Origin of the sequence: Shewanella sp. GutDb-MelDb (assembly GCF_002836075.1) — a bacterium.
GTDB lineage: Bacteria > Pseudomonadota > Gammaproteobacteria > Enterobacterales > Shewanellaceae > Shewanella.
In genome coordinates, this window is the sequence record NZ_PJBM01000173.1 from 1 (window position 1) to 24925 (window position 24925).

24 protein-coding genes are annotated in these 24925 nt (G+C 43.4%); 7 read left to right on the top strand and 17 right to left on the bottom strand.

All coding sequences use genetic code 11. From position 1 onward, the window contains the following. The coding region (locus CXF82_RS08350) for a hypothetical protein (protein WP_102044022.1) at positions 1-722 on the bottom strand (722 nt) is incomplete at its 3' end. 170 nt (positions 723-892) lie between these two features. Between CXF82_RS08350 and sbcB the strand changes: the two genes are divergently transcribed. Both sbcB and cdd read left to right on the top strand, forming a co-directional pair. Further along, complete coding sequence (gene sbcB, locus CXF82_RS08355) at positions 893-2305, top strand: exodeoxyribonuclease I (protein WP_102039992.1); 1413 nt, start codon at positions 893-895, stop codon at positions 2303-2305. Positions 2306-2402: 97 nt separating this feature from the next. Continuing rightward, complete coding sequence (gene cdd / locus CXF82_RS08360) at positions 2403-3293, top strand: cytidine deaminase (RefSeq protein WP_102044023.1); 891 nt, start codon at positions 2403-2405, stop codon at positions 3291-3293. 77 nt (positions 3294-3370) lie between these two features. On the opposite strand, the gene CXF82_RS08365 is transcribed toward cdd, so the two are convergent. The 12 genes from CXF82_RS08365 to CXF82_RS08420 form a co-directional block, all read right to left on the bottom strand. Next, positions 3371-4246, bottom strand: coding sequence for an NAD(P)-dependent oxidoreductase (locus CXF82_RS08365; protein ID WP_102039991.1), 876 nt, complete (start codon positions 4244-4246; stop codon positions 3371-3373). Positions 4247-4383: 137 nt separating this feature from the next. Beyond that, complete coding sequence (locus CXF82_RS08370) at positions 4384-4863, bottom strand: acyl-CoA thioesterase (protein WP_101091540.1); 480 nt, start codon at positions 4861-4863, stop codon at positions 4384-4386. 294 nt (positions 4864-5157) lie between these two features. Further along, positions 5158-5526, bottom strand: a complete 369-nt coding sequence (locus CXF82_RS08375) for a hypothetical protein (protein WP_101091539.1) — start codon at positions 5524-5526, stop codon at positions 5158-5160. 212 nt (positions 5527-5738) lie between these two features. Then, the gene (gene fabF, locus CXF82_RS08380) at positions 5739-6977 is read right to left on the bottom strand and encodes a beta-ketoacyl-ACP synthase II (RefSeq protein ID WP_101091538.1); all 1239 of its coding nucleotides are present in this window, start codon (positions 6975-6977) and stop codon (positions 5739-5741) included. Between the two features lie 200 nt (positions 6978-7177). Next, positions 7178-7411 carry an acyl carrier protein gene (gene acpP, locus CXF82_RS08385; RefSeq protein ID WP_011496723.1) on the bottom strand — a complete coding sequence of 78 codons (234 nt, stop codon included), beginning with the start codon at positions 7409-7411 and terminating at the stop codon, positions 7178-7180. Positions 7412-7569: 158 nt separating this feature from the next. After that, complete coding sequence (fabG, locus tag CXF82_RS08390) at positions 7570-8316, bottom strand: 3-oxoacyl-ACP reductase FabG (protein WP_101091537.1); 747 nt, start codon at positions 8314-8316, stop codon at positions 7570-7572. A 9-nt stretch (positions 8317-8325) separates the two neighbouring features. After that, positions 8326-9252, bottom strand: a complete 927-nt coding sequence (gene fabD / locus CXF82_RS08395; RefSeq protein ID WP_101091536.1) for an ACP S-malonyltransferase — start codon at positions 9250-9252, stop codon at positions 8326-8328. Positions 9253-9296: 44 nt separating this feature from the next. After that, on the bottom strand, positions 9297-10256 hold the full coding sequence (locus CXF82_RS08400) for a beta-ketoacyl-ACP synthase III (protein WP_101091535.1): 960 nt from the start codon (positions 10254-10256) through the stop codon (positions 9297-9299). A 10-nt stretch (positions 10257-10266) separates the two neighbouring features. Continuing rightward, complete coding sequence (plsX, locus tag CXF82_RS08405; RefSeq protein ID WP_101091534.1) at positions 10267-11295, bottom strand: phosphate acyltransferase PlsX; 1029 nt, start codon at positions 11293-11295, stop codon at positions 10267-10269. 14 nt (positions 11296-11309) lie between these two features. Beyond that, complete coding sequence (rpmF, locus tag CXF82_RS08410; RefSeq protein WP_012142966.1) at positions 11310-11480, bottom strand: 50S ribosomal protein L32; 171 nt, start codon at positions 11478-11480, stop codon at positions 11310-11312. 17 nt (positions 11481-11497) lie between these two features. Further along, the gene (gene yceD / locus CXF82_RS08415) at positions 11498-12022 is read right to left on the bottom strand and encodes a 23S rRNA accumulation protein YceD (RefSeq protein ID WP_101091533.1); all 525 of its coding nucleotides are present in this window, start codon (positions 12020-12022) and stop codon (positions 11498-11500) included. 393 nt (positions 12023-12415) lie between these two features. Then, entirely contained in the window at positions 12416-12613 is a 198-nt protein-coding gene (locus CXF82_RS08420) for a hypothetical protein (RefSeq protein ID WP_102039990.1), read from the bottom strand. 262 nt (positions 12614-12875) lie between these two features. Between CXF82_RS08420 and CXF82_RS08425 the strand changes: the two genes are divergently transcribed. Then, complete coding sequence (locus CXF82_RS08425; protein ID WP_102039989.1) at positions 12876-13457, top strand: Maf family protein; 582 nt, start codon at positions 12876-12878, stop codon at positions 13455-13457. A 210-nt stretch (positions 13458-13667) separates the two neighbouring features. Here CXF82_RS08425 and CXF82_RS08430 read toward each other — a convergent pair whose 3' ends face one another. Both CXF82_RS08430 and rluC read right to left on the bottom strand, forming a co-directional pair. Further along, positions 13668-14312, bottom strand: coding sequence for an HAD family hydrolase (locus CXF82_RS08430; protein ID WP_101091530.1), 645 nt, complete (start codon positions 14310-14312; stop codon positions 13668-13670). Next, entirely contained in the window at positions 14309-15268 is a 960-nt protein-coding gene (gene rluC / locus CXF82_RS08435) for a 23S rRNA pseudouridine(955/2504/2580) synthase RluC (RefSeq protein WP_101091529.1), read from the bottom strand. The genes CXF82_RS08430 and rluC overlap by 4 nt, the downstream gene beginning before the upstream one ends. Before the next feature lie 595 nt (positions 15269-15863). On the opposite strand from rluC, the gene rne reads away from it, so the two are divergent. Further along, entirely contained in the window at positions 15864-19196 is a 3333-nt protein-coding gene (gene rne, locus CXF82_RS08440; protein ID WP_102044024.1) for a ribonuclease E, read from the top strand. Positions 19197-19325: 129 nt separating this feature from the next. Continuing rightward, positions 19326-20885, top strand: a complete 1560-nt coding sequence (locus CXF82_RS08445; RefSeq protein ID WP_101091527.1) for a SulP family inorganic anion transporter — start codon at positions 19326-19328, stop codon at positions 20883-20885. Positions 20886-20956: 71 nt separating this feature from the next. Here CXF82_RS08445 and CXF82_RS08450 read toward each other — a convergent pair whose 3' ends face one another. Continuing rightward, positions 20957-21871, bottom strand: a complete 915-nt coding sequence (locus CXF82_RS08450; RefSeq protein ID WP_102044025.1) for a bifunctional methionine sulfoxide reductase B/A protein — start codon at positions 21869-21871, stop codon at positions 20957-20959. 385 nt (positions 21872-22256) lie between these two features. On the opposite strand from CXF82_RS08450, the gene CXF82_RS08455 reads away from it, so the two are divergent. Both CXF82_RS08455 and ylqF read left to right on the top strand, forming a co-directional pair. Then, a complete protein-coding gene (locus CXF82_RS08455; RefSeq protein WP_101091525.1) occupies positions 22257-23096 on the top strand; it encodes an isopenicillin N synthase family dioxygenase in 840 nt (279 codons plus the stop codon). Positions 23097-23202: 106 nt separating this feature from the next. Continuing rightward, on the top strand, positions 23203-24141 hold the full coding sequence (ylqF, locus tag CXF82_RS08460; RefSeq protein ID WP_101091524.1) for a ribosome biogenesis GTPase YlqF: 939 nt from the start codon (positions 23203-23205) through the stop codon (positions 24139-24141). 43 nt (positions 24142-24184) lie between these two features. Here ylqF and CXF82_RS08465 read toward each other — a convergent pair whose 3' ends face one another. Beyond that, positions 24185-24670, bottom strand: coding sequence for a low molecular weight protein-tyrosine-phosphatase (locus CXF82_RS08465; protein WP_102044026.1), 486 nt, complete (start codon positions 24668-24670; stop codon positions 24185-24187). Positions 24671-24925: the final 255 nt, after the last annotated feature.

Here is a 24925-nt window from a genome sequence, read left to right on the forward strand (position 1 = left end):
TTTCTCATCAACATATCTTGGTTAATATCAACGTTAGCTGCTCGATACAAGTTTGGTCGCTCGATGAGTTGAGAATATAGCCGACTGAGTAACTGCCTTTTTCTTATCAATTGAGCATCTAGTTGACTTATATCGTCATTGGCTTGCTTTAAAAAACCTTCGGCAGCAAAGTGTTTTAAGTCGTAACAAATACTGTCTAACTCGCTAATTTCGACTAAAAGGCTTTCAGCATTGGGCTCTAAATCCATTGAACGAGCAATAATGTGTTTCGCTCGCTGGATCTCTCTCGCGAAATTACCTAATCGAAAATCTGCTTCTAAAGGGATTAACTCCCATTTTACAGGACCCACGATATTAAACTGGCAGCCATTACCGATACTCACTGCGACGAAAAGCCCTTTTCTAAGCTGCTCCGCACAAAGTCTAGGCGAAATGCCCAGCGTTGAAAATAGGCGCCAGCCTTGACCAACGCTACGATTAAGGATTGCATTAGATGCGGCATATTCATTCGCTTCGATAACATCAAGCGACAAGTATGGATGAAGCCGAATCATCAGTGACATTTTAGTCGCTGTAACACTTACAACAACGACTTCAGCAATAGGGCCTGATTGCAGCTGCAATACACTAAAGTTGCCAAACTGTTCAGACAAAACGAGTTTTAATTTTGATTGGTGGTTAATTTCGATTATTTGCGGTTGGATTAATAGCGGTTCAAGCATACAACACCTCATTGACGTAGACGTATTGTACTTGCTATAGAGGCTAGGTTCCAGTGATCAAACTGGCGTAAATTCAAGCAAATAAGAGTCTATTTTCTGGAGGTTAAGACAATTGAACTAAGGCAATGCTATGATGAAACTACTTAATAGAAGTTAATAGCCATGATTTTATGCCTTCAAAAACACAGAACACCCTCTTCTGGCACGATTATGAAACATTCGGTGCAAACCCAGCAAAAGACAGACCGTCGCAGTTTGCAGGGGTCAGAACGGATATGGACCTCAATATTATTGAGGAGCCTGTGACCTTTTATTGTAAACTGGCAAACGACTACCTCCCGTCGCCTGAAGCCATTTTGATAACTGGGATCACACCGCAACTGGCTAATCTAAAAGGGATGCCTGAAGCTGAATTCATGGCTAAAATTAACCAACAATTCAGCCAAGAAAAAACCTGTGTTGTCGGTTATAACTCAATTAGATTCGATGATGAAGTTACTCGTTATGGCTTTTATCGTAACTTCTTCGATCCCTATGCTAGAGAGTGGCAAAATGACAACAGCCGCTGGGACATCATTGATTTAGTGCGTGCTTGTTATGCATTTAGACCCGATGGAATAAACTGGCCACAGAAAGAAGATGGCTCTCCTAGTTTTAAACTTGAACAACTCACTGTTGCCAATGGCCTTAGTCATGAAAAAGCGCACGATGCGATGTCTGATGTTTATGCAACCATTGCTATGGCTAAGCTTATAAAGTCAGTACAGCCTAAACTCTTCGATTACTACTTCAGCTTACGACGCAAACAAGAAGTCACTAAGCTAATCGACGTGCTAGAAATGAAGCCGTTAGTGCATGTAAGTTCGAAAATTAGCGCGTTAAATGGCTGCACCACATTAATCGCACCGCTTGCCTTTCACTCCACCAATAAAAATTCGGTTATATGTGTCAATTTAACCATGGACGTCACGCCTCTCATCGAGTTAACTGCTGAGCAAATTCGAGAACGAATGTACACAAGGCGTGACGATTTGGCTGAAGATGAGCTACCTATCGGCATCAAACAGATCCATATCAACAAAAGCCCATTCCTTGCCGGTGCTAAAACGTTAACCGATGAGAATGCCGCGCGTCTTGATATCGATAAAGCATTTGCCAGAGAGCAATACAAAAAGCTTAGACAGCACCCGGAGATAAGAGAAAAGCTGGTTGCGGTGTTTGATATCGAGTCTGATAGAGTCATTACAGATCCTGATCTTCAGCTTTATAGCGGTGGCTTCTTTAGTCGCGCAGACAAAGCAAAAATGGAGATGATCCGTAATACTAAGCCCGTCAACTTAGCAGCACTTGAGCTGTCATTTGACGATGAACGCCTACCGGAAATGCTATTTCGATATAAAGCACGTAATTATCCTGAAACACTTGATGAGTCAGAGCTCATTCGTTGGCGTGAATTCTGTCAGCCAAGACTCAATGATCCTGAGTATATGATCAAGCTTGAAAACATCATTGAAGAAACTGAACAAAATGAAACAAAGCAGAAATTATTACAGGCTTTGTGTCATTATCTTAGAAGTCTTTAGGATTTTTAGACGGCAGAATGCGATCTAGATCGCATTCTATATGTAACAAGCTTACTAGAATGTTATTTCATTAGCGTTAATAAAAAGGCAGTAGCGTATGCAAGACCGATTTTTAAAAAGCATAGCTAATTTACCAGAGTCTCTGGCTAAGGCACTTGTACCGATTCTAGATAAAGACTTTACTGGGCATATCGATGCTCAGCAACTTAATGAATTGAAAACAGCAACCCAGATGGAAGAACAAGCATTACTGCTTGCCTTATTACCTATTGCAGCAGCACTTGCAAGAGTACCTATCAGTAACTTTTATGTTGGCGCTATTGCTAAAGGCAAAAGTGGTGACATCTATATGGGTGCCAACCTTGAACTTGCTGGTGAAGCGCTGTTTCATTCTGTGCACGCAGAGCAGAGCGCGATTAGCCATGCTTGGCTAAGTGGTGAACGGCAAATTGAAGATGTCATCGTCAACTTCTCACCATGTGGCCACTGTCGCCAATTTATGAATGAGCTGGTTGAAGGCCAGAAAGTGAACATCCACCTTCCTGAACAAAAAATGCTACCTCTGTCCCATTATCTACCCTATGCCTTTGGTCCGAGCGATCTGAATATCACAGAGCCCTTGCTAACCAAACAGCAGCATACGCTAACGCTTGACTCTGCCGATCCGATGATTATTGAGGCTGTAGATCATGCAGGCCTGAGTTACGCTCCGTACACTAAAAATTATGCTGCTGTGGTATTAGAAACGAAAGATGGCGCTACTTTTTGTGGCCGTTATGCAGAAAATGCTGCATTTAACCCATCGATGTTACCAATGCAAATGGCCTTGTCGACTATGGCGCGTCACAATCGTGATTTCAGTGACATTAACCGTGCAGTACTCATCGAGTCCGCTAAAGGCGTGGTTTCATTAGTGGGTGCAACAATGGATGCGCTACACGCAGTTGCCGCTGTAGAACTTGAACATATCGTTGTTGATCCTGAATAACGCATATTCTTGCGTGTTATTCTTAGCTTAAATTAAAATGGACTGCAAAAGCAGTCCATTTTTTTATACTCAATAAATTAACGTCTGTTTTTTTCAAGCTTTGCCAGTAAACCAGAGGTATCCCAGCGATTACCCCCCATCGACTGTACTTCCGAATAAAATTGATCGACCAGCGCGGTTAGCGGCAAGTGAGAACCATTGCTACGTGCTTCTTCTAGTGCAATGCCTAAGTCCTTGCGCATCCAGTCAACCGCAAAACCAAAGTTATATTCGCCCTGCCACATTGTTTGATAACGATTTTCCATCTGCCACGATTGCGCAGCGCCTTTACTGATCACTTCAACCACTTTTTCACCGTCTAAACCCGCGCTACGTGCAAAATGCAGACCTTCAGCGAGTCCTTGTACCACGCCAGCGATACAGATTTGATTCACCATTTTGGTCAATTGCCCGGCACCCACGTCACCAAGTCGCTCCGCACAGCGTGCATAGGAGTCAATGACAGGTTTAACGCTATCAAAAGTTGTTTCTGCACCACCGGCCATAACCGTCAGTACACCTTTTTCAGCACCGGCTTGCCCACCAGAGACTGGTGCATCGATGAAGCCAACTTCAATTTTGCTTGCCGCTGCTCCAATCTCCCTTGCAACGTCTGCAGAAGCCGTGGTGTGGTCAACGAGGATAGCGCCGGGTTTCATACCGGCTAACACTCCCTCTGCCTCAAGTGTTACTTGTCGTAAGTCAGCATCATTGCCAACACAAATAAATACAATATCTTGGCCTTCTGCTGCCGCTTTGGGAGTGGAATAATATTGTCCTGAAAACTCGTCACACCAAGCCTTAGCTTTAGACTCAGTACGATTATATACCGTCACATCATGACCATTTTTGACCAGATGACCCGCCATGGGATAACCCATCACACCTAAACCGATGAATGCAACTTTAGCCATTATTATTCCTATTTGTAGGGTTATTTTATGTTGTTTAAAGGCATTCTACTGCGCTTAGCGCGAACAAAACAGTCTCTCGCAGATAATAAAAAAGCCAGCAAAATGCTAGCTTTCTATTCTTATAGTCAGACTTAGCCCTATAAAGTCACGTGCGCTGCCATTTCTGCACCAATTTTTTTGCGCATATCCATTAACCGCACGGCAGACTCACGCAATTCAATATCAGCATCAGTGCTCGGAACCCACTCAGGAACCTGTGTTGGCTGTCCAGCATCGTCAACCGCAACCATAATCAACACACAATGCGTTGTAAGATGCCTTTCAGACTCCTTTGGATCGCCTGCTTTTACGTCGATCCCTAAATGCATTGACGTTCTACCAGTATAAATGACTTTAGCAGTGACCTCGACGATATTCCCAACATGAATAGGCTTAACAAAACGAATTCCGCCAGCATAAGCCGTAATGCAATATTTACCACTCCAACCCGCAGCGCAAGCGTAACCCGCGAGATCAATCCATTTCATTACCGCGCCGCCGTGGACTTTACCACCAAAATTAACGTCTGCAGGTTCTGCTAAAAATCGTAACGTGAGCTGTCTATCGGTTCCTGCCATATCGACCTCAATACATAGTAATTTATAGCTTTAGTTTACACCTTTTCACTTAGCAACACATTATGCCAATGGCAATACATACTTGTAAGCTCATAGGAAAGTCAAATCTTCGAAGCCAGTCATTAGGTTTTGCTAATCATAATGCTCAACATGAGGGCGTGCCCAGCTTCCAACCGCTTATATCTCAGTGTTGTCGCTCTGACGGTGCCTGTACCATTGACTCAACTGTCAAATTAGATTTCAAAGCTTTGGGGCCGCTCTACATAGCTCAGTAATTCAATAGACTGGTTGTTTCTATCCAAAGTGAACCACCAAATATGATCCCAGCGCCATCAGCGGCAATGCCAAACGATAGATCCATACTTGAGTGCTAGCACTTAAAAACTTCGCCCCTTTAAATATCCCATATATCGCAATACCCAGCAGAAATAGACCGATGATAAGTGCACCGGTAAGAGCACTGTATTGGTCACTGATAGAAATCGCAGTCACCAATAAGGCAAACCAGATAAAGGCAAAACCTGCCGCTGCTGCATTAAATGTTTTAATCCCGATCATGAGCTTAGGGTGCAAATTAACCACCTCTCCTCTGATGAGTTCATTTAAGTTTGCAGTGAGTACTCCCAATACCGGCATGATCGGGATCACAAGTGGATTTATCAATTTTTCAACCTCAAATATGATGTTTAACGCTATGTAACTAGTATCTGCCTCAATAAGTGGTTATACCAGTTTAGAGTGGCAAGATGAACCAAGGTTAACCTGTGAAATATACAAAGTTAATCTAACGAGGATAAAGCATATTATTTGAGGTTTAAAAAATGATTTCCATAAAAAAAGCGCCATAGAGGCGCTTTAATAATGAGTGGTTGTGGCTAGATTTTCTTAAACAGTAACGAGCCGTTAGTGCCACCAAATCCAAACGAGTTACATAGACCATACTCAAATTTACAGTCACGTGCGGTATGAGGAACAAAGTCCAAATCACAGCCTTCATCTGGATTATCTAAATTCAATGTTGGCGGAATAACCTGATCTCGAAGTGCTAACAAAGTAACGATAGCTTCAACAGATCCTGCTGCCCCCAAAAGATGCCCTGTCATTGATTTAGTCGAACTAACAGCTAAGTCGTATGCATGAGCACCAAACGTCGACTTTACCGCTGCAGCCTCCGCTCTATCGCCCGTAGGGGTCGATGTACCATGGGCATTAATGTAGCCGATAGCTTCACGACCAATTTTAGCATCATTAATCGCATTCGCCATTGCCGCTGCAGCGCCTGCACCATCACTTGGAGGTGACGTCATATGGAACGCATCGCCACTCATACCGAACCCGACAAGTTCACCGTATATGGTTGCACCACGTGCTTTGGCGTGTTCGTATTCTTCCATGACCATGACACCAGCACCATCGCCAATGACAAATCCATCACGGTCTTTGTCCCAAGGTCGGCTAGCCGCCAGTGGATCATCGTTACGGGTAGAAAGCGCTTTAGCAGAGCCAAAACCTGCAACCGCTAATGGACACGTCGCATCTTCAGCGCCACCTGCAACCATAACATCAGCGTCGCCATACGCGATTGTACGCGCCGCAAAACCAATATTATGCACACCTGTAGTACAAGCCGTTGTCACCGCGAAGTTAGGGCCTGTCATGCCGTATTTAATCGATAGGTGACCTGATATCATATTAATGATGGTGCTTGGCACAAAAAATGGCGACACTTTACGCGGTCCACCTTTCAATAAAGCGCTGTGATTTTTCTCAATCAAAGGTAATCCGCCCATGCCCGCACCAATAGCGGTGCCTACACGTCCAGGATCAACCTTGTCCATCTCTAAACCTGAATCTTCTACAGCTTGTATGCCAGCAGCCATACCGTATTGGATAAACAGATCCATCTTACGGGCATCTTTACGTGACATGTACTGTTCAACGTCAAAGTCTTTAACAGAACCGCTAAAACGAGTAGTGAACTCGCTAGCATCAAATTTGGTTATTGGTGCGATACCACTTTTACCGGAAACCAGTGCTTTCCAAGTTGAATCTACAGTATTGCCCACAGGGCTAACTAGGCCTAAGCCAGTTACGACGACACGACGTTTAGACACGCTATCACCTTTATCTAATTAAAAATGAATTGTTATGATAGTACTAAAGAGTTTGAACTACCAATACCTTCACGAGCCAGGTCTGATTGGTGTATTGAAGCGGAAGCGAGGACATTATTGCTTAAAGACTTACATCAACCAGCGGCTTTTACAAACAAAAACAGGCGGCATAAATGCCGCCTGTTTTCAGAAATTCTAGATTACTGATTCTTAGAAACGTAATCGATCGCTGCTTGAACAGTAGTGATCTTTTCTGCTTCTTCATCAGGGATCTCGGTATCAAACTCTTCTTCTAGAGCCATAACCAATTCAACAGTGTCTAGAGAATCGGCACCTAAATCGTCAACGAAAGATGCTGCTGATTTAACGTCTTCTTCTTTAACACCTAGTTGCTCGATGATGATTTTCTTTACACGTTCTTCGATGTTGCTCATTGTTTTCTTTCCTATTCAAATTACGCACTTGCGTAAGATTGCGAGTAGTTTATTGAATTTGACAGACATTGCAAGCTTAACTTTTGTGGTCTAACCACAAAATGGGCTCACGTTTGATGCAGATCACCTCTCGAAAGAGGTAATAGCCCGTCATTCACTTAAACCATGTACATTCCACCGTTCACATGGAGAGTCTCTCCAGTGATGTAAGCGGCAGAGTCGGACGCTAAAAAGAGGACTGCGTTAGCAATTTCCTGCGCCTGACCAAGTCTTTCCATTGGCACTCTAGACATAATAGCTTGTTGCTGCTCTTCCGTCAGCTCATCTGTCATGTCTGTCTGGATAAATCCAGGAGCAATAGCATTAACTGTTATTTGACGAGATGCAACCTCTCTTGCAAGAGATTTTGTAAATCCGATCAAACCTGCTTTAGCAGCAGAGTAGTTAGTTTGGCCTGCATTGCCCATGGTGCCTACCACAGAGCCAATATTGATGATGCGTCCATGACGTTTTTTCATCATAGGTCTCATGACCGCTTTTGAAGTGCGAAATATCGAAGTTAGGTTAGTGTCAATAATATCTTGCCACTCATCGTCCTTCATTCGCATCAATAAATTATCACGAGTAATGCCTGCGTTGTTAACTAAAATATCAACATCGCCAGCTTTTTCTTTAATTGTGCTGAACAAGGCTTTAACCGAGTCGCCGTCAGTAACGTTTAAAACAAGACCATGACCATTATCACCTAAATAGGCTTGAATAGCTTCTGCGCCACGTTCACTTGTTGCTGTCCCTATTACCACAGCACCAGCAGACACTAGAGTCTCAGCTACTGCACGACCAATACCACGGCTAGCGCCTGTTACAAGGGCAACTTTGCCAGTCAGATCAAAACTTATACTCATTAGATTTCCTTATTCGGTCAATGCCGCGAATGACGCAACATCGTTAATTGCTTTTGCTGTTAGTGAGCGATTGATACGCTTACTAAGCCCAGTCAGTACTTTTCCTGGACCAATTTCAAACAAATCGGTGATACCCTGCTCGGCCATTAGCTCTACAGTTTCCGACCATCTGACTGGACAATATAACTGGCGAACCAATGCAGCTTTAATCTCTTGTGCTGCATTAGGGCTTGCGACATCAACATTATTGATCACTTTTACTGAAGGTATGCTGAATTCAATATCAATTAGTGCTATTGCAAGTTTATCTGCAGCAGGTTTCATCAATTGGCAATGTGAAGGTACACTCACTGGTAGCGCAACGGCCATTTTGGCACCGTTTTCTTTACATATTGCCGCAGCGCGTTCTACGGCTGCTTTTTCACCCGCAATCACGACTTGACCGGGGCTATTATAATTAACAGGGCTAACGACTTCGCCTTGAGCAGCTTCTGCGCACGCAGTTGCGATAGCGTCATTGTCTAAACCGATTATGGCAAACATGGCGCCAGTGCCTGCTGGAACCGCTTGTTGCATTAGCTGACCACGTAGCTCAACCAATTTAATTGCCGCTTCAAAACCCATCACACCAGCACACACGAGTGCTGAGTATTCACCCAGACTATGGCCAGCCATCACCTTTGGCAAACTTTTACCCGAGGCTGCATAAGCGCGATAAATTGCAACACTCGCCGCTAATAACGCTGGCTGAGTTTTATCGGTTTGATTCAGCGCTTCAACCGGACCTTGTTGAACGAGTTCCCAAAGGTCATAACCTAGAACGTTGCTTGCTTGAGCAAATGTCTCACCTATAATCGGTTGAGATTCGGCAAGTTCTGCCAACATTCCTAATGCCTGTGAACCCTGTCCTGGGAATACAAAAGCTGTATTTTCCATATTAATCTACCTTTAAAATTGACGTTTTACCGTTAATACGGCTGTTAGAACCGAACTAAAGCACTTCCCCAGGCAAATCCTGCACCGAAGGCTTCAAGCAAAATCATTTGACCACGTTGGATACGCCCATCTCTCACGGCTTCATCTAAGGCAATCGGCACTGACGCAGCGGATGTATTACCATGCTTTGCTAAAGTCAGTACGACTTTATCAAGACTCATGTCCAATTTCTTTGCGGTCGCTTTGATAATTCTAAAATTAGCCTGATGTGGTACCAGCCAATCAATATCAGACTTTTCAATATTATTTTGACGCAATGTTTCAGTGACAACATGGGACAGCTGCGTAACGGCAACCTTAAACACGTCGTTACCTTTCATCGTCATGTACCCAAGCTCTTCTGAATCATCCCCTTTACGCGATGGAATAGAACACTTTAACAAGTCAGCTTGACGGCCATCAGCATAAATATGCGTTGAAATAATACCAGGTTCCGTGGATGCACTTAATACTGCTGCACCGGCACCATCGCCAAATAGAATGATAGTCGAACGGTCTTCAGGTTTACACAAACGAGATAATACATCGGCACCGATAACCAACACATTGCGCGCCGCACCCGATTTTACATATTGATCAGCTACCGATAATGCGTAAACAAAACCAGAGCATGCTGCTGCAATATCAAATGCCGGAATAGTATGAATTCCAAGCATCGCTTGAATTTCACAAGCCGCGGCGGGGAAAGCATTGCTCGCACTAGTGGTGCCACAAACAATCATATCGATTTCAGTTGCATCAATACCGGCCATTTCGATGGCTTTTAATGCAGCTTGATACCCCATCGTCGCAACAGTTTCTTCTGCTGCAGCGATTCGACGCTCTGAAATACCTGTGCGATCAACGATCCATTGGTCGGTGGTTTCCACCATTTTCTCTAGATCTTGATTACTGCGCACTTGTACCGGTAGATAACTACCAGTACCGAGAATTTTTGTATGCATAAGAAATTTATCAGCTATTAATATCTAAAAGAATCGACTCTAGACGGTCTTCGATCATCTGAGGGAGTCGACGTTGTGCTTCTGTTACTGCCAAGCTTATTGCTTGTAAAAAAGCAGTTTCATCTGCACACCCATGACTTTTTACTACAATTCCGCGCAATCCTATCAGACTTGCGCCATTGTAGTGGTCGGGGTTCATCTGATCTAACAAAGAATGAATGCGTGGCGCTATAATTTTGGCGAGAATACGTACAAAAAAACCATCAGACAGGCCTTTTTTCAACTGATGAATGAGTAGCCTTGCAATACCTTCCGACGTTTTTAACGTAATATTGCCGACAAAACCATCACACACGATCACATCGACATTACCCGAATAGATCTCATCACCTTCAATAAAACCAGTGTAGTTCACTTGAGGAATTTGTTGCAGTAGTTGACCTGCCTGCTGGACCTGGTCATTACCTTTAATCTCTTCAATACCGACATTGAGCAAAGCCACCTTTGGCGAAACCGTTTTATCAACCGTTTCACTCAGCACTGAGCCCATCACCGCAAATTGGAGTAAAGTTTCTGAATCGCAAGATACGTTTGCACCTAAGTCTAATAAATAAACAGGCGTATTATTTACCGCAGGTAAACAAGTAACAAGTGCTGGGCGGTCAATGCCGGGCAAAGTCTTAAGCAGTACTTTGGACATCGCCATTAACGCACCTGTATTACCCGCGCTCAAGCAAGCTTGTGCTTTACCGTCACGCACTAATTCTATTGCGAGACGCATAGAACTTTGCTTACGATTTCTTAAGGCATGGACAGGTCGATCGGACATAGTAACCACTTCGGTTGTATGTTTAATCTCAATACGATTTTTAACTGCTGGTTCAGCAGATACAAGATATTTGTCTATCTGGACTTGATCGCCCACGAGTATGACTTTTAAGAGGGGGTTTAAGCGAAGTGCCTGCAAAGTTGCAGGCACTGTGATGCGGGGACCAAAGTCGCCCCCCATCGCATCTAACGCAAGCGTCAGATTTGTCATCAGGGTCTCAACAATTACTTGTTGATAACCTTTTGACCACGGTAAAAACCATCCGCAGTCACATTGTGACGAAGGTGTAGTTCACCACTCGTTGAATCCACAGACAATTGAGGCGTGCTCAATGAATCATGTGAACGACGCATTCCGCGCTTTGAACGAGATTTTTTGTTCTTTTGTACAGCCATTGGACCTGTCTCCTAGATTACTTGCTCTTCAGTTTTTCTAACACTGCAAACGGATTTGGACGCTCCTCTTGAGCGGGTTCGATCTCGCCTACAACTACGTCTTGTTTACCTTGATGACAATCTTCATTCTCATGCATGGCAATCAAAGGCATAGCGATTATCAATTCATCTTCGATCAATTGATGTAGACGCACTTCGCCAATTTCATTGCACTCAATAGGCTCATACACATCCGGGAGCTCATCGATTTCAGCTTCAGTCTTACAAAGACCAAAACTAAACTCGACCGTAACCTCAGTGGTAAATAGTGTCATACAACGTTGACAATCCAGAGTGAGCTCCGTCACAGCCTTCCCGTTAAGGTAGACTATCCCCTGTATATCTACGCCACATTCAAGCGACACTGCCACATCAGAACAGTCGCCGGCACATAATTCATTTAATCGCTTTAACTGCTTACCGGGCACCAAACCTTCATACGAAAGCTGGCTAGCGGAAGCGCGAACGGGATCAATTGAAACCGGTATCTTTACTGTTTGCATAAGGCGCGCATTTTAGGTGAATTTTAGCAGAAGTCAACACCCTTATTCTTCCAAGGTGATTAACCGCCGATGGATTCAGCTAAGTGAGTTGTTAGGTAACCGCATTGTACAAGAAACCCAAGGCGCATGACATTAAATTTCAGCGGTAAATGCGTTTAAGTGTTCGTAAATCCATCGAAGGCGCAAAATTTGTGATAACAGCGCTACTATCGAGCTATTTTCGCATCCGATTAATACCCCTTCGGCTAAGCATTAGGTCCGTTTGATGCCGTTTGTGCTCCCCCATCTTCGGATAAACGGCAAGTAAAATCGTCGCACGACTCGCAACGTTAGCGATTAGCACTGGTTAATACAAATAAACACTGGGTACAAAATGATTTTCGCTAACCAATCTTAGTATGACTTAACCGCCGAGCCAGCCCTTGATACCCAACTAACGATAATATGATCAAGCATTGCTATCCCTTCTCTCGCCACAGCGCCCAATACCATGGCAAATAAAATGGTGGGATAAAGTGGTCGACTCACGTCACCACTTAAATGCACCACAACGCTGAGCATAATTAGAATCGCGACCCATAGCTTAAACATATTTATCTCCAAGTGAATGTCTTCTGTGACTGCATGGTATTCACCAACACCTGTATAACGGCTGAACATTACCTGTTGACATCAATTTACCCTATCAATAGATATTATTACGTAAAATAGAAGTAAGGCCATCATCCATTGATGTCGTCTTGTAAATGATAAAAAAGGCGTTGAGTACAATAATGACTTGCTAATGCCATTCATCTTTAGCGAAAATACTTATCTATAAAAGTATCTCGATTGCCAACTCTAAGGTTAAACCATGTCAAAAGCGCTTATATTGGCCTCCACATCTCCATTTCGAAAGCAGCTCCTAAATAAACTCAACTTGCCCTTTAGCTGCTGCTCTCCTGAAGTCGATGAAACACCTTTAGACAACGAATCCCCAAAAGACTTAGTTCTTAGGCTATCCAAGCTTAAAGCGGCGGCAGGCGCAGCCAAATATACCAAGGGTGTCGTAATTGGTTCTGATCAAGTAGCAGTCATCAATAATCAGATTATTGGCAAACCACTTAATCGTGAAACCGCAATACAACAACTGTCACAATCGAGCGGTCAATCCATCACCTTCTATACAGGACTTGCGCTACACGATGTAGAAAGCGGTCAGGTTGAAGCTATCGTCGAACCCTTCATTGTCCACTTTAGGACACTCACCCCTGAAGCCATTAGCCGTTATGTCGATACTGAACAACCTTTTTATTGTGCTGGTAGCTTTAAATGTGAAGGTTTGGGTATTGCACTATTTGAACGCTTAGAAGGTAAAGACCCCAACACATTAGTCGGTCTGCCGTTAATCTCTCTCATCGATTTATTGCACCTACAAGGGATAGATGTGTTGTAAATGACAATGTCTTCCAAGACTAGATGAGTATGCTCATGACGCGAGGGAGTGAATATGAAAGAAAGTCGTCAAAAGCGTGCAAGCTGCAGCAACTGAGATAAATATAATGACAAGGATGGACAGTGGCGAGTCACCAATTTGGATTGACGAGACCGCGGCACTGTCGTCCTACGAGCGTTAACGCGGTTTAGCGTTAAGCATATGAATAACTTATAGCACGCTCAACAGCGCTAACGGCGTAGCGATAATGGCTTTGGGCTGCGCTAAAATCAGTTTGTCGTGGCTATGAGCACCGTAGCTAACGCCTACCGCATCAATGCCAGCGTTATTTGCCATGTTCAAATCATGCAAAGAGTCACCGACCATCACCGCACGTTCAGGCGCAACATTAAGCTCTTTTAACAACTCGAGCAGCATGTCAGGATTAGGCTTACTTTTTGATTCATCAGCGCAGCGGCTAGATTCAAAATGATGTCCCAAACCTGTTTCGGCTAAAACACGATTTAAACCATTTCTACCCTTACCTGTCGCCACGGCCATACGATAGTTTCTCGCAGATAGCTGCTTTAGTAACGTTTCACTATCCGCAAACAATGGGCTCGGAGTGGTGTTTAGCGTTAAGTAATGCTCTTTATACGAGGCTATCATTGGCGCAAAGTTAGCTTGCCCCAACAATGGGTAAAGCGTCTTAAGCGCTTCATCCATAGATAAACCAATAATATCACGAATAGCGTTTTCGCTTGGCTTAACTAAAGATAGAGAATCGGCCATCTGTTGCATACAGGCCACGATTTTACTGATGGAGTCCATTAAGGTTCCATCCCAATCAAAAATGACGAGTTCGTATGACTTCATGCTTTTTTAAGCTTGGCTAACGTTGATTCTAGAATAGGATCCATTGGCGCTTTTACTTCCATCATCTCTTCAGTGTCAGGATGAATAAACCTAAGCTGAGCAGCGTGTAAAAAGAGTCTATTCAATCCGTGGACACGCATCGAGTCATCAAATTTCTGTTCGCTGTACTTTTCATCACATGCTATAGGGTGACCCGCATATTGACAATGCACACGAATTTGATGAGTTCGACCCGTGATAGGACTTGCTTGAACAAGCGTTGCATCACTATAGCGTTGCATGATCTTAAAGCGGGTTTCACACTCTTTACCCTCTTTATTGACTCTAACAATGCGTTCACCAGATTTAAGCGTTAGTTTTAATAACGGTGCTTTGACTGCCTTATCATGCTTTTGCCACTCACCTCTAACAAGCGCTAGGTAATCTTTTTGCATCTTCTTAGATCTAAGTTGATCATGTAGATGTTTTAGCGCACTGCGTTTCTTGGCAATGAGCAACAGGCCTGAAGTGTCTTTATCTAAGCGATGAACCAGTTCTAAAAACTTCTGCTGAGTGCGTAACGAGCGCATTGCTTCGATAACACCAAAATCGACACCACTGCCACCATGTACTGCGATACCTGATGGTTTATTCAGTACAATAATGAATTTATCTTCGTAGATAATACGGTCTTCTAACTGCGAGACTTTCGTTAATTTAGCTGACGGCCCAGGACGTTCACTCGAATCAGAGACACGCATAGGCGGGATACGCACGATATCTCCATCTTGTAATTTGTACTCAGGTTTAATGCGTTTCTTATTAACTCTCACCTCCCCTTTACGTACAATCCGATAGATCATACTTTTAGGAACGCCTTTTAATTTAGTTAACAAATAATTATCGATACGCTGTCCGGTATGGTCTTCATCGATGGTAACCATTCGAACTTCTACTTTAGGAGATGGAGTATTCATGCTGCGCCGCTATGTGTTTCGTTGTGCATATTGTACAACAAGTGAAAAGAATTGTGCCTTTTCAATTGCTGATTTTATCTATTATTGCTATATTTCTCTCGCTAACGGGGATAACCAGTGGATAAAGTGTTCACAAATCCCCCCATGCATCACGTTAAAGCATGAGACTAAAAATGTTTACAGTTTGATAGTAATAATTGATTTACAGGTCGTTGTATCAATCAAAAGGTCAATAAATGGACCTTCACGACTAAATCAAAACGTAATCCCAACTTACAACTGGTTTCTCTGCTTTAAACGCCCCAATTTCGAAGAATAATTTTAACTCGTCGTCAGACGCTACCATTTCGAATTGGCATTACCGGAAAGTATTTAAGAATTTATGGGGTTGGTTGACGTTTTACAACGAATTCCTTGTTTTTGTAAACATTAAAAAATAAGCCATAAATAGGATGCGACACGCAGAGAATGCGTCTAACAGCAATGCGCACCTTGCCTAGAGACCGACCGTGAGGTCCTGTTTTTTAATCCTAGGCCCGTAATGCAGTGAAATAAGTATCGTTTGATGACCTTTATAAAGAAGAATTAAATCATCATGAAACGGATGTTAATCAATGCAACTCAATCTGAAGAGTTGCGCGTAGCCCTAGTTGATGGGCAACAATTATACGATCTAGATATTGAAAGCCCAGGTCACGAACAAAAGAAATCAAATATCTATAAAGGGACGATCACTCGAGTAGAGCCGTCTTTAGAAGCTGCTTTTGTTGACTATGGTGCCGACCGCCATGGCTTTCTCCCTTTAAAAGAGATCGCACGCGAATATTTCCCAAAAGGTTACTCTTTCCAAGGCCGTCCTAATATTAAGGAAGTCATAAAAGAAGGCCAAGAAGTTATTATTCAAATTGATAAAGAGGAGCGTGGCAACAAAGGCGCTGCACTCACAACCTTTATCAGTCTTGCGGGTTCTTATCTTGTATTAATGCCAAATAACCCAAGGGCTGGCGGTATTTCTCGTCGTATCGAGGGTGACGAACGTACTGAGTTAAAAGCAGCACTTTCTGAACTTGATATCCCACAAGGTATGGGCCTCATCGTCCGTACTGCGGGCGTAGGAAAAGAGCCAACTGAATTGAAGTGGGACCTAAAAGTTCTGCAACATCACTGGGCTGCAATTAAAGAATCGGCTGAAAGTGCGCCGGCTCCTTTCTTAATCCACCAAGAAAGCAACGTGATTGTTCGTGCTATCCGCGACTATTTACGTCGTGACGTTGGTGAGATCCTAATCGATCACCCACGTATTTATGAAGAAGCTAAAGAGCACGTTTCGTTAGTACGTCCTGACTTTGTTGAGCGTATTAAGCGTTATGACGCTGAAGTGCCACTATTCACGCATTTCCAAATCGAGACTCAAATTGAATCGGCCTTCCAACGTGAAGTTCGCTTACCCTCTGGCGGTTCGATTGTTATCGACCCAACAGAAGCATTAACCTCTATTGATATTAACTCTGCCCGTGCCACTAAGGGCGGCGATATTGAAGAGACTGCGCTAAACACTAACCTAGAAGCGGCCGACGAAATTGCACGTCAATTACGTCTACGTGATTTAGGTGGTTTAGTGGTCATCGATTTCATCGATATGACCCCAGTTCGCAATCAACGTGAAGTTGAAAAGCGTATGCAAGATGCTGTTCATCATGACCGAGCACGCGTCCAATTAGGCCGTATATCACGCTTTGGTTTGATGGAGATGTCACGCCAACGTTTGCGTCCTTCTCTAGAAGAGTCAGCAGCTCACCTTTGTCCACGTTGTCATGGACAAGGCACCGTTCGCGGTACTGAGTCACTTGCCCTTTCAATTTTGCGTTTGATGGAAGAAGAAGCCATCAAAGAAAACACATCGCAAATTGAGGCAATTGTTCCTGTTGATGTTGCTGCGTTCCTATTGAACGAAAAGCGTAAAGCAATTCGTATCACCGAAGAACGTCACAATGTTGAAGTGTATGTGATCCCAGATCCAAACATGACCACACCTGATTATCGCGTTGTACGTCATCGTAAAGATGACCAAATCAGCGAATCTAGCTATAAATTGCTTGAGCAAGAAGAAGCTAAGCTTTACGAGCCTCGTAAACTTGAAAGAGCTGCGCCACCACAGCCAGCACTAAAAGGTTTCTCAACGCCACAAATAGCAGCGCCTACACCTGCAGAAGCTAAACCCGCGCCAGTTAAACCAGCTGAGCCCGGTTTATTTGCTAAAATTGCAGCCGCAATCGGCTCACTTTTTAGTAGCAGTGAAGAAGTAAAGGTTGAACCTAAGCAGCAAGATAAAACAAGCCGCAATGGTCAAGCACGTAACAATAATCGTCGCAATAGCAATAACCGTCGCAACGATCCTCGCCGCAACCGCAATGAAGGTCGCAATGAAGGTCGTAACGAAGGCCGCAATGAAGGTCGTAGTGACAGTGAGCAAGGTAAAGATACGCGTACTAAGAGCAATCGCAGTGACGCTAATGAAAACCAAGCAAAAGTGCAAGAAGAGACTAAACGTCCACAACGTAGCGAAAAGCCACGTAAGGCCGTAGAAACAACTAGCACCGAAACTGTCGAGCCTAAGCAAGAAGCAGCACGTGAGCGTCGTCAACGTCGTAACATGCGCCGTAAAGTTCGCGTGAGTAACGAGCAAGAAGAAACTAAAGCAGTGGTAGCTCAAGCTGAAGAGCCTGTTCAAACACAAGCAGTTGCAGATGATAAGCCCGCTCGTCCTAAGCGCCAGCCTCGTAAGCCAAGAGCTAAAGTTGAAACAGTAGAAAATACTGAAGCAACTGATGACGCTGTTGCAGTAGTGGCTAACGTTGAAGTCGCAAATGCTGTTGAAACCAACACAGCGACAGATACAACGCCTAAGACTGAAGTTGTTTCAACACCGATTGAAACTGCTGAGTCAGTTGCTATTGATCAAACTGAAGATGCAACAGATGATAAATCACGTGAACCTCGAGAAGGTCAGCGTAGAAGCCGTCGTAGTCCCCGTCACCTTCGTGCCGCAGGCCAACGTCGTCGTCGCGATGAAGATGAAAACACCTCTGAGACTCCAGCATTTACACCAAATGACATGGTCGAAGTTGCAACGTCAGCTCAAGCTTATGAAACTCACGAAGAAGCACCTGTTGCTAAAGTTAATGAGCCTAAAGTTGAAGCTGCTCCTGTTGAAGCTGCTCCTGTTGAAGCTGCTCCTGTTGAAGTCGCAGTAAAAGCTGAACCTGTCGCAGTTAAAGCAGAAACAGTAAAAGCTGAACCTGTCGCAGTTAAAGCCGAAACAGTAAAAGCTGAGCCTGTCGCAGTTAAAGCAGAAACAGTAAAAGCTGAGCCTGTCGCAGTTGAAGCTGAAACTGTAAAAGCTAAAACTAACTCAGTAGCAAGTTCATCAGCGATGAATACATCACCGGCTTATAAGCCTGCGACTGAAGTTAAAGCTCCTGCTCCTACAGCTAACGTGGTTGAAGCACCTGTTGTTGCTAAGGCTGCACCAGCGGTTACGGTAGAAGTAAAACAAGAGCCTAGCCCAGTTGTAACGCCTGAGCCTGTTAAAACCGCTATTGCAGTAAAACCTGTAGAAGCTACTGTTACCTCAAAGACTGTATCTGCACCAATGGCAAAACCAGTAGCCATCAAGCCTACTGAAAGCAAAGCGGTTGAAGTCGAAGCGGTTACACAGCCTGCGGCAATAGAAGTAAAGCCTGTTGCTAAAGCTAAGCCAGCAAGTCGTTTTGGTTCAATGGTGATGTCTGATACGACAAAGCCCGTTGTTAACGTTAGAGAGAACATAGAGACCCCAGCTGGTCGCCAATATGAAACCTCTGAACAAAATGATGAAGTAAAATCAAGAGTTTCAAACAGTGCTAACTCGGATATGACTCGCACCTAATCTAGATTTAGACTCGCGACAAAAAAGCCATGCTGAAGAGCATGGCTTTTTTATTTTAAAACAACGTGAATTTTGATAGTATGCGCGCCCAGACTTATTCCTATTCAACAAACTGTTAACAGAGGTTAAATGTTCGATCTCATTCGTCACAAAACGGCCAGTTCAAGAGCTGACTTACTTTCAGGCTTAACCGTCGCCCTTGCTTTAGTACCAGAAGCGGTAGCATTTGCATTCGTAGCGGGTGTTGAACCTATGGTCGGTTTATATGCCGCCTTTATCATGGGATTGATCACTGCCGTTATTGGTGGCCGCCCAGGTATGATTTCTGGTGCTACTGGCGCTATGGCTGTTGTTATGGTGGCACTCGTTGCCGAACATGGCGTGCCATACCTTTTTGCCGCTGTTGTACTCGCCGGTCTCATTCAAGTCTCTGCCGGTGTTCTTAAGCTCGGTAAATTTATCCGTATTGTGCCCTACCCAGTCATGATAGGTTTTGTGAATGGCTTAGCGATTGTTATTTTCTTAGCACAGCTAGGGCAATTTCAAACACCTGACGTTAATGGTGTTATGAGCTGGTTACCTCAAGACCAACTGATACTGATGTTAGGTCTTGTGGCTGTTACCATGGCAATCATTCAGTTTTTGCCAAAGCTAACGACCGCGATCCCATCATCACTTGCTGCCATTCTAACCGTGACTTTGCTAGTAACCTTCTTAAATCTAGACACGCGTACCGTATTGGATTTTCTGAAATCAATGAGCGGTGATGAACACGCAACAATCGCGGGTAGCTTACCCACTTTCTCTATACCGGCTGTTGAGTTTAGTTTAGCAACCCTTTACATCATTCTACCTTACTCACTTATTCTGGCCGCTGTAGGCCTGATTGAGTCACTATTAACATTGACCGTTATCGATGAAATGACAGGTACTCGTGGTCGTGGTAACAAAGAGTGTATTGGTCAAGGTGTTGGTAACATCACTAGTGGTTTCTTTGGTGCTATGGGTGGTTGCGCGATGATTGGTCAATCAATGATCAACATTAACTCTGGCGGCCGTGGTCGTCTATCAGGGATCTCGGCAGCGCTAGCCCTGCTTGCCTTTATCTTGTTCGGCTCATCATTAATAGAAATGATCCCGCTTGCAGCACTTGTTGGTGTGATGTTCATGGTGGTGTTAGGTACATTTGAATGGGCTAGCTTTAAAGTCATGCGTAAAGTCCCTAAACACGATGCGTTTGTGATTATCCTAGTGACAATCGTGACAGTATTCACTGATTTAGCATTTGCTGTGTTTGTTGGTGTTATTGTGTCGGCATTAGTCTTTGCATGGGAACATGCAAAACATATCAACGTAGAGATCAGCGAAGATAAAAATGGTTGGAAAGTTTATAAGCTAAATGGTCCACTGTTTTTCGGTTCAGTTGCTGAATTTTTAGACCTGTTCCCTGCTAAAACAGATCCTGAAGATGTGATAGTCGACTTCCAGAACTCTCGCGTTTGTGACCACTCTGCACTTGATGCTATCGATACCTTAGCTGAGCGTTATGTCAGTGAAGGTAAGAAACTGCATTTACGTCATCTCAGTAATGACTGTAAAGAGTTACTGCATAAAGCAGGTGATTTAGTTGAAGTTAACTTGATTGAAGATCCTCACTATAAAGTCGCTGACGATAAACTCGATTCATAACAGTTTACATCAGCAATAAAAAAGACGAGCTAAATAGCTCGTCTTTTTTTGTCTGCGATTGACTGCCTATTTCACGACTTATCTTTCATTAACTCTGCAAAGAGTACTTTTACTTTATCGACTTTAGGTTTAACGATGATTTGACAATAAGGTTGCTCACCATTAAGTTCAAAATAGTCTTTATGACCATCTTCAGCAGCAAAAAAACCATTAAAAGCTGAGACTTCAGTCACTATCGGGTTTTGCCATACGCCCGCATCAGTCATCGTAGAAATCATGCCGTTAGCAATCTCAGCCTGCTTCTCACTATGGATAAACACAACGGAGCGATACTGTGGCCCGCTATCGTTTCCTTGCCTGTTTAACGTAGTTGGATCATGGCTTTGCCAAAATACGGCTAACAGGTTGTCGTAGCTAATAATCTTTGGATCAAACTCAATATGCACGACCTCAGCATGCCTTGTCATGCCACTGCAGACCGCCCTGTAATTGGCATCATCAGCATCACCTCCGGCATAACCTGAAACAACACTATTAACGCCTTTTAAAGCCGTAAAAACCGCTTCAGTACACCAAAAACAACCGCCACCAAAGGTGGCTAATTCATACTGCTTTTCAACGATAGGCTTCTCCGATGCAGACTTAAAGGTCATCGATACCGAATTAACACAGTGTCTGACATTCTTAGGAGTGAGAAACTCACCTTCAAATACATGGCCTAAATGTCCATCACACTGTGCACAGACGATTTCAACACGTTGACCATCAGCATCAATATTGCGTTTTACCGCGCCGCTAATTTCATCATCAAAGGCTGGCCAACCACAATGGGCATTAAACTTACTGTCTGAGTTGTACAAAGGCGCATCGCATTTCTTACAACAATAAGTTCCTTCAGCTTCGTGCTGATAATACTCTCCGCTAAAAGGTCTTTCAGTGCCTTTTTGCTCTATGACTTGTTTTTCAAATTCTGTCAGTTTATGCATGATAACGACTCTATCTATATTTTATATCTTGATCCACATAGACCATAGATCCAACCAAATGCTTTCATATACCATCACTAATCGGCCATTTTACGGCGCAATTTGTATATCCGATAAATCAACACCCGTTCTATATTCTAGCCAATAATGCCACAGAACAGCGTGAATGTTGCTTACTTAACAAAAAACATTAATTTTTTTAGCCGTATAATACTCAGCAGTGTTAATTGATAACACTCTAATATCTATTGTATTAATGTCTATCTCAGCAACACTATTCATCTTGGTAAACAATAACCGATGTGATCTAAATCACTAACGTTTGCGTCGCGGTATCCGCGCCGCTAAACTTGCCCCGGGCTAACTAAAAATAAGAATAGACAATATGATTTTAGAGACAATTGATTATAGAGCGACTGGCAGTGCAGAAAAATTTGTAAAATCACTGCGTGACACTGGCTTTGGCGTTTTAAGTAACCACCCAATCGACAAACAACTCGTCGAAGATATCTACACCGAGTGGCAAGCGTTCTTTAATACCGACGAAAAAAGACAATTTCTATTTAAACCTGAAACACAAGATGGATTTTTCCCTGCGGATATTTCGGAAACAGCCAAAGGCCACACAGTTAAAGATATCAAAGAGTATTACCATATCTATCCATGGGGACGTATTCCTGAGCAACTAAAAGCCAACATTTTAAAGTATTATGACCACGCAAATAGCTTAGCGGCGGAACTGCTTGAATGGGTAGAGCTATATTCACCAACAGAAGTGAAAGATAAGTTCTCAATCGCGTTACCAAAAATGATAGAAGACAGCCAAAAAACACTTTTACGCGTACTACACTATCCGCCAATGTCGGGTAATGAAGAAGCGGGTGCTATCCGCGCTGCAGCGCACGAAGACATCAATTTGCTGACGGTACTCCCCGCCGCAAACGAGCCGGGTCTGCAAGTTCAGCTAAAAGACAACTCTTGGATCGATGTACCAAGCGACTTTGGTAATATCATTATCAACATCGGTGACATGTTGCAAGAGGCATCAGGTGGCTATTTCCCATCGACTAGCCATAGGGTTATTAACCCAGAAGGCAGCGATGTGACCAAGGCTCGAGTCTCTCTGCCGCTATTTTTACACCCTAATCCTGAAGTGAAATTATCAGAGAACTACACAGCGGATAGCTATTTAATGGAACGCCTTCGAGAATTAGGCGTAATTTAGCCTCTATTGCATTCAAAAAGCGCTTTTACGCGCTTTTTGTTTGTTATAAATAAGCTTAACAAGGTAAAATCCCCCCAATAATGTAATTTGATAGTAGAGCAAGCACATGGCAATTCAGTGGTATCCGGGACACATGTACAAAGCACGTAAAGAGATCGAAGAGGTAATGCCTCAGATCGATTTAGTTATTGAAGTGCTCGATGCGCGTATCCCTTACAGCAGCGAAAATCCTGAGGTGCAAAAGCTTCGAGGTGATAAGCCTTGTATCAAACTACTGAATAAATCAGATTTGGCCGATCCGGTAACGACCCAAGCTTGGATTGAATACCTTGAACAAGAGCAAGGTGTTAAAGCGATGGCGATTACCACTTTACAAGCAGCTCAAGTCAAGAAAATTCCTGACCTTTGCCGTAAATTTGTCCCGAGTAGAGACAAACTTGAAAAAGATATTCGTACCATGATCATGGGGATCCCCAATGTCGGTAAATCCACGATCATCAACACCCTGGCAGGCCGTACAATTGCTAAAACAGGTAATGAACCTGCGGTAACAAAAATCCAACAGCGTATTAATTTACGTAATGGTATTGTGCTGTCTGATACCCCTGGTATTTTGTGGCCAAAAGTCGACAATGAAAGAAGCAGTTACCGACTTGCCGTGACTGGTGCCATTAAAGATACCGCGATGGAATATGAAGATGTTGCTATGTTTGCCGCTGAGTATTTTCTCCTAGCCTACCCTGAAGCGATGAAAGAGCGTTATAAGCTAAAGGAATTGCCAGAAACTGACATCGAGTTACTTGAGGCTATTGGCCGTAAGCGTGGCGCATTGCGCCCAGGTGGTCGTATCGATTTGCACAAGGTATCTGAACTTCTTTTACATGAGTTCCGTTCAGGAAAAATTGGCCAGCTATCATTAGAAACACCTGCCATGGCAGAGATTGAAAAAGCAGAAGTCGCCAGAATACTTGCAGAGAAAGAAGCTAAAGAGGAAGTTAAACGTGAACAAGAACGCTTAAAGCGTTCTGGTAAACGATTTAACTAGACTGATAGAAACATATTAAAAAGCGCTTAATAAGGCGCTTTTTTTATGTGTTGTTATCTCTAATGCTAGCAACGAGATGACTACAACTGTTCTCAAGCAGATCCAGTACTAATTCAAAACCATCACCAACGCCATAATAAGGATCTGGCACCTCATCATAAGCTATAGCCCCGGCAGAAAATTCACAATAATCTAAAATAAGACCAAGTTTAGATTGGAATTGAGATGGGCAGATATCTGTTAAATCATCAAGATTTTGCTTGTCCGCCGCTAAAATAAGATCGAATGCACTAAAGTCGTCAATCCTCACCTGTCTAGCAGTCATGCCATCAAAGCATAAGCCACGCTTAACCCCTGCAGCAATTGAGCGTTTATCAGGAGAGTGACCTTGGTGATAAGCTATTGTACCTGCTGATTCAATCTTGATATCAAGCTTAGCCTGCTGTACCTGTGATCTGAACATAGCCTCTGCCGATGGTGAACGACAAATGTTGCCCATACAGACAAACAGTACACTTTTAATAGCCATTAGAGAGTTTTCCATTCTGTTTATCGCAAATTTACTATAAGTTGACTTATTAATCCTAACCAATTTGAAACTCACTAGGTATCATAAGTATAATTTACTGAGGGGAAGTGAAGTGCTTTTTTTAGGATATTCTTAGACGATACCTAGCAGGATTAATACAAGTATCTACATGTGATGATGCGGCCTAACTTCATAAATAATCCATGTTAGTTATTTAGGTTTTCATGAACATAATCAAATTTTTATATACCCGGT